The sequence below is a fragment of the Methanocalculus sp. genome (assembly GCF_029762515.1).
GTDB lineage: Archaea > Halobacteriota > Methanomicrobia > Methanomicrobiales > Methanocorpusculaceae > Methanocalculus.
Genome location: NZ_JARVGN010000112.1, coordinates 1 through 5738 on the forward strand (window position 1 = coordinate 1; position 5738 = coordinate 5738).

Consider the following 5738-nt stretch of genomic DNA (forward strand, 5'->3'; position numbering starts at 1 on the left):
TCCGGGTGATCGCCTCCACCCCGACCCTTGCTGCCGGGCTGAACCTCCCTGCCCGGCGTGTCATCATCAACAGCCTCCACCGGTTCGTCCCGGGAGAGGGGCAGGTCGCAATACCTGTCCGCGAGTACCGCCAGATGGCAGGGCGTGCAGGGAGGCCGGGGCTTGATCCCTATGGCGAGGCGGTCTTAATCGGAAAGAGCGAGCCTGCCGTCAAAGAGCTCTTCGATGAGTTCATCACTGCACCTGCTGAAGAGATCGATTCGCAGTGTGCAAAGAAATCAACACTCCTCTCCCGGATCCTGGCACTGGTCGCAAGCAGGGAGGCAACAGACAATGATGCGATCCTCTCCTTCTTCAAGGGCAGTTTCTATGCGGTACGGCATAGAAACCTGAACTATCTCACCAGAATATGCAGCCGTGTCACAACGGAACTTGAAGAGATGGGGATGGTTGTTGATCTGGGGAACCGGATCGAGGCAACGGAGTTTGGGGAACTCACCTCAAAGCTCTACCTTGATCCCAGATCCTCGGTGATGATCCAGGCTGCATTCCATGAACAGGAGACGGTCACTGCATTTGGGATTCTTCATCTCCTCTCAGCCACCCCTGATATGTTCCGGCTCTTCCTGAAATCAGCCGATCATGAGGTGATCGAGCGGGTGCTTGAAGAGCAGGGAGACGAGATCCTCATTGGCGAAGGTGAGCACTCCTTCCCCTGGCTCGGGTATGAGGAGTTTTTCCAGGCGATAAAAACCGCTCTCGTCCTCCAGGACTGGACAAATGAGGTCCCCATCGAGATGATCGCCGAGCGGTATTCGATCGGCCCCGGAGATATCCACGGCCTCGTTGACGGGATAGGGTGGCTCGTCCACGGTGCCCGTGAGATCTCCAGGCGGGAGATGCCCGCTCTCAAAAAGGATGTCGCTGATCTCGAGATCAGGATCCGGCACGGTGTCAAAGAGGAGCTTCTTCCCTTAATCAGGCTCCGGGGGATCGGCCGTGTGCGTGCCCGCTCACTCTTCAACAGCGGGTATACCACCCCGGCGGAGGTTGCTGATGCGGGTGCTCCGAAGATTGCACGGATCATCGGGCAAAAAACCGCAGAATCAATCATCGATCAGATCCAAAAAGGAACCGGAAAAAACAGCAGAGATGACGGCAATCCATTCCGGGAAGAGGGTTTTGGGAGAGAGAAGGGGAGAGGAAGGAGAAGAAAGGATGCAGAAGAGAGGGGAGGAAGCGATGATGAAAGGAAGAGCGGACAACAGACGATACTCGATTACTGGGAGAGCTGAGTGGTCATGAAAGAGAAGGGGATCAGAGGGGATCATATGACGCAGGATAAGATGCAGGGAGATGAAGCAGGAGCCACAGTGCAGGGGCCTGCGCAGAACCCGGATCAGGAATATGAGGTGAGGATGGCCCGGATGGAGATTGCATCGGTTCCCGGCCATCTTGCAGAACTGAGGAGAGCAGCTGATCAGGCCGATGTCCGGATCATCTGCATGAACGCGGAGATGATGGCCGGAAAAAGACACGCAGAAGAGGCGATCCGGCAGGCTCTCCGTGCCGAAATAGAGGGTTCAATGACCGCACGGAGCCTTGAGATGGAGGTGCTCCTCTATGCATCAGGCCAGCGGCAGACGAGTATTGCGATGGGGTTTGGGCTTCATGAAGGCGCGATGCTCGCCTGGATCGGGATGGTGCCCCCCTCTGAGGAGGCATGGAGAATGATCGGGGATCTGATCACGCCATGCCGGGATGAGAGTGAGATCCCGGCAGGCCGGATCCCGGCCCTCCAGAAGCTCTATTCAATCACTGATGAAGAGATTGGAACGGTCGGAAGAGAGCGGATCGCCGATCTGGTGATCGAGAGAACCGCTCTTCTGAACATCCTGAAGTAATTTTTTGAATTTTTATATTGCGGGTATAGCCGGAGAGACCGGCTATCCGGGGATATCACCTGGATCCGGCATGTGAGATGATATGCCGGATCTGGGGAATGATGATCTCTTCAACCGCAAGCCGGACCGCCTTTGTGGATCCCGGGATGCAGAAGACCGCCCTTCCCTGGATCACTCCTGCTGTTGCCCGTGAGAGAATGACTGCGGTTCCAACTTCAGCGATACTCTTCTGCCGGAAGATCTCGCCAAATCCATCCATCACCTTCTCAAATTGTGGAGCGACAGCTTCGATCGTCCGGTCATCGGGTGTAAGGCCGGTGCCTCCGGTGAAGACAATGCAGTTTGCCTTCAGGAGTGCCTCATCAAGTGCCGCTCTGATCGCCTCGTCCTGATCCGGGACGATCCGGTAGAAGGATACCGGTATTCCGGCTCCTGAAAAGAGGTCGGTTGCGGTTTTGCCGGATGTATCATCTGCCTCTTTCCTGGTGGTCGATACGGTGATCACTGCTCCGGTGATGGTGATCGCTTTCTCATGATGACTGCTCATAGGAGAGAATGGATCGTGGGTTGTTATCTGATCTTCGATATGAAGGACTGATACCAGCATTGGGGGGGGGAGGGAGGAGGGAGGGTTGATACATCTCATAGAGAGTTCCATCTTATTACCCCGAAAACCGCCTTGGATCTCGTATCTATCCATGGTGGAAACGGGGTTCCGGGTGGAGCTCCAGTGGAAACCAAGGGGTTCATTATCAGAGGGAATTGATCTCCAATTGTCAGACATACCCGGAAAAAAACCCAATTAATAAACTTTCTAGGGGAAATAATCCATATTTGAGGTTATTTTTTTCGATGAGCCAAAGTGAAGATAAAGAAGGGGAAATTCGCTTATGATGATTGCCAATCGGAGGGTAGGTTAGGGGTACCCCTTTGTTTCCACTGGAGATAATAACGGGAGAGGGGGGGAGAGGATGGACAGAGTGGAAGAGAGGGATCATTATGGGTGTTATGAAAAGTGCTGGATTTAATTTAGTTGAATATTTATAAATAAATTAAAATTATATAGTTGAATACAATTTCAGTATGTTTATATAGTATCAATGTCTAATATTAAAATGGCTTCTTCTGTTATTTGTTTTTATATCAATTTTCTTCTGAGCGGTTATTTTCCTTTTTTTTGGAAAAAATGGACAAATAAAACCCCAATTTACCTATCTGCCTATGATCTTACTTCTCATCCCCTCTTTTCCCTCCCCAAAAACCTCTGTATTCTCCCCCATTCCCCCCAAAAAACTCCACTCGAAATGATAGGGAGGGGGTTAGAAAATCCCGCTTACCATCCGCTTATCACTCCGGATTTCGTCCTGTTTCAGCTGCTCTCTTCAGGTACACCGTTTCTCCTCCGAATGATCCGGCTTCTTGATACATCCAGTGGCAATCCAAAATAGAGCCAAATTATCACTCTGTTCACTCTTTAAGAGCCAAAATAGCTCATTATTCCCATAGATCCGGTTTCCACTCGAAATAAAGGGGTTATATAAAATCCTGAAAATTCAGGTAACCCGCTGCTCTCTCATCCGATACAATCCGGTTGCCGGGAATCCCATTCCATCTGATCCCGCCAGATCCCATTACTCACAATGCAGATCGTCCATCTGGCAGCCGATCCTTTCGTACAACAGATCCTGTCACATAAACATCTGATACATCTGTTTACTTCCGGTTCCATGTGACATCTCCAGTGGAAATAGTGGGGTTTAATATCCAGTAGTGAATCATATAGTCTCTGCTTCAGTGAGCGGTTCGATGGTTGATCCGTATCAGGGGATGTGATTATGAGTGGACGATGAAGGCAACAGATCAATGGGTCTTTTTAAAAAATACCTCGGAAACAATAAGATCTTCAAAAACCGTGAGATTCTCAGGCATAGCTACCGTCCGCAGACGCTTCCCCACCGGACACCCCAGATTGATTCCATCGCGGCGGTTCTTGCCCCCTCGCTGCATAATGAAACCCCTTCCAATATACTGATCTATGGCAAGACCGGAACCGGAAAGACGGCATCCGTCCGGTATGTCGGCGCCGAACTTGAGAATGCCGGAAGCCACTTAAACACCACCTGCCGCGTCGTCCACTTAAACTGCGAAGTGATCGATACCCAGTACCGGGTGCTTGCCCAGATAGCAAAACTCGTCGAGAATGTTGATGACCTCAGCTCTGACCGGACCAGGACTCATATCCCGATGACGGGTTGGCCGACCGATCAGGTTTATGCCGAACTGAAGAATATCCTGGAGAACTCAGGCGGGGTTCTTGTCATCATCCTTGACGAGATCGACAAGCTCGTCAAGAAGAGCGGGGATGAGACGCTCTATAACCTCACCAGGATCAATTCCGATCTCGAACGCTCCAAGGTCTGTATCATCGGTATCTCAAATGATCTCAGGTTCACCGATTTCCTTGATCCACGGGTCCTCTCCTCCCTCTCGGAGGAAGAGATCGTCTTCCCCCCCTATAACGCCCCCCAACTCGTTGATATCTTAAAACAGCGTGCAGATGATGCATTTGTCCCGGGAGCACTTGATGACAATGTCATCCCGCTCTGTGCGGCGCTTGCCGCGCAGGAGCATGGTGATGCCCGCCGTGCACTCGATCTCCTCCGAGTCTCAGGGGAGCTCGCCGACCGGGAGAGCGAAAGTTCGGTGACTGAGAAGCATGTCCGCCTGGCACAGGACAAGATCGAGACAGACAGCATGGTGGAATGCATCGCCACCCTCCCCACGCAGAGCAAGGTTGTCCTCTATGCGATGCTCCTCCTGTACCGGATCAACCAGAAGATCTTCACAAGCGGAGAAGTGATGCGGTTATACCGTGAGGTGACCCGTGAGATCTCCCTCGAAACCCTGACCCACCGCCGGGTGACCGATCTCATCAGTGAGTTAAATATGCTTGGTGTCATATCTACTCGTGTCATATCAAAGGGACGATATGGACGGACGAAAGAGATATCCTTCGATGCCTCAACCGATCGTATCTGGGATGTTGTCCTTAAGGATCCTCGTCTTGTAGAGCATAAAATCTCCAGATTTAATGAAGAGCAAGCCGGTAAACTCTTTAGGTGAATAGAGTATGGACGAAAAAAACAGGGAAATCCTAAGGGTTCTTGAATCCGATTCGCGGATTGGTACCAAGGACCTTGGAACGATGTTGAATCTGTCAACACATGATATTGCGACACGGATCGCCGGAATGGAGAAGGCCGGAATTATACGAAAGTATACTGCCGTCATCGACTGGAAGAAAGCAGGCGACGATGGCGTCACCGCAGTTGTTGAGGTGAAGGTCAGCCCGGAGAGCGAATTTGGGTATGACAGGATCGCAGACCGTGTTGCCAGGTTCCCAGAAGTGAAGTCGCTCCGGCTTGTCACCGGAAGCTATGATCTTCAGCTGATCGTCTGCGGCAGGACGATGCAGGAAGTCTCGGAGTTCGTCTCCGGCCAGATCGCCTCCCTCGAGAGCATCAGGGAGACGGTGACCCATATCGTAATGAAAACTTACAAGGAGTATGGCTGTGAGTTACAGAGAAGTGAAGGGGTTGAACGTCTCCCCTATAGTTTCTGAGAGGGGACGCAACCACCCGCAGAGGAGCTTTGTCTCAGAGCGGGCGGAGATGATTCCCCCCTCCGGGATCCGGAAGTTCTTTGATCTCCTCCTCACGATGAATGACGTGATCTCACTTGGTGTGGGTGAACCGGATTTCAATACCCCCTGGAACGTCTCCGTTGCCGGTATCGACTCGATCGAACGGGGTGCAACGGCATACACCTCCAACA

5 protein-coding genes and 1 pseudogene are annotated in these 5738 nt (G+C 51.8%); 5 read left to right on the plus strand and 1 reads right to left on the minus strand.

Translation table 11 applies throughout. The annotated features are described in order from the left end of the window. Positions 1-1295 (plus strand): helix-hairpin-helix domain-containing protein (locus QCH34_RS05375; RefSeq protein ID WP_300331292.1); only part of this gene is annotated, 1295 nt, incomplete at its 5' end. Positions 1296-1331: 36 nt separating this feature from the next. Beyond that, positions 1332-1904, plus strand: a complete 573-nt coding sequence (cgi121, locus tag QCH34_RS05380) for a KEOPS complex subunit Cgi121 (RefSeq protein ID WP_300331295.1) — start codon at positions 1332-1334, stop codon at positions 1902-1904. Positions 1905-1959: 55 nt separating this feature from the next. Here cgi121 and QCH34_RS05385 read toward each other — a convergent pair whose 3' ends face one another. Next, a complete protein-coding gene (locus QCH34_RS05385) occupies positions 1960-2451 on the minus strand; it encodes a MogA/MoaB family molybdenum cofactor biosynthesis protein (RefSeq protein ID WP_300331298.1) in 492 nt (163 codons plus the stop codon). Positions 2452-3767: 1316 nt separating this feature from the next. On the opposite strand from QCH34_RS05385, the gene QCH34_RS05390 reads away from it, so the two are divergent. From QCH34_RS05390 to QCH34_RS05400, 3 genes and pseudogenes are all read left to right on the plus strand, one after another. Then, a complete protein-coding gene (locus QCH34_RS05390) occupies positions 3768-5027 on the plus strand; it encodes an ORC1-type DNA replication protein (protein ID WP_300331306.1) in 1260 nt (419 codons plus the stop codon). A gap of 7 nt (positions 5028-5034) precedes the next feature. Further along, positions 5035-5526, plus strand: a complete 492-nt coding sequence (locus tag QCH34_RS05395) for an Lrp/AsnC family transcriptional regulator (protein WP_300331303.1) — start codon at positions 5035-5037, stop codon at positions 5524-5526. A gap of 49 nt (positions 5527-5575) precedes the next feature. Then, a pseudogene (locus tag QCH34_RS05400) lies at positions 5576-5738 on the plus strand (pyridoxal phosphate-dependent aminotransferase); the annotation flags it as partial.